Here is an 800-nt window from a genome sequence, read left to right on the forward strand (position 1 = left end):
TTTGCGATTTCCGCGGCGACGGCCGTCCGGCTGCAGAAGCGGCTGGATGAGACCGGTTCTGTGGAGCCGAGCCCCATGGGTCGCCCGAAAGGCGGCGGCAAACTCGCCCCTTATCGGGCGCTCATCATCGCCAGGGTCGAGGCTGAGCCCGACATCACCATGCCCGATCTGGCAAGCTTTCTGCTGGACGAGCATGGCGTGAGCGTCGATCCGTCCAATCTGTCGAAATTGCTGTGCCGTGCCGGCTTCAGCTTTAAAAAAAACGCTGCTGGCGTCGGAGAAAGAACGCGCTGACGTGCATGCCGAGCGCGATGTATGGCAAAAGCATCGATTGCCGGCTATGCGTGCCGAGCCGGCAAGGCTTGTCTTCATCGACGAGACCAGTGTGAAGACCAACATGACGCCGCTCAGGGGACGCAGCCGGACGGGACAAAGACTTGTTGCCGACGCGCCTTTCGGCAAGTGGAATACCCAGACCTTCATCGCCGGGCTGCGGTGTGACGAACTGATAGCGCCATGGGTGATCGAGGGTGCCATCAACGGCCTGGCTTTCGACACCTATGTCTCAACCCAGCTTGCCCCGACGCTGTCACCCGGAGATGTCGTCATCTGGGACAATCTCAATGTTCACAAGAGCCCACGCGCTGCCGAGGCGATCAGGGCGCGCGGCGCGTGGGTGCTGTTTCTCCCGCGCTATTCACCGGACCTGAACCCCATCGAGAAGGCGTTCTCCAAGCTCAAGGCGCTTCTCAGGAAGGCAAAGGCGCGAACCTATGACGACCTGTGGAGAGCTGTAGGCC

At 61.2% G+C, this 800-nt stretch carries 1 protein-coding gene and 1 pseudogene; both read left to right on the top strand.

Annotation, left to right across the window (positions count from 1 at the left end; translation table 11 throughout):
• Nucleotides 1-294 (top strand): annotated as a pseudogene (locus V6767_RS22680) (IS630 family transposase); the annotation flags it as partial.
• A gap of 46 nt (nucleotides 295-340) precedes the next feature.
• Nucleotides 341-800: IS630 family transposase (locus tag V6767_RS22685; protein ID WP_448475505.1), on the top strand; the 460-nt coding region annotated here is incomplete at its 3' end.

The sequence above is a fragment of the Martelella sp. FLE1502 genome (assembly GCF_053484255.1).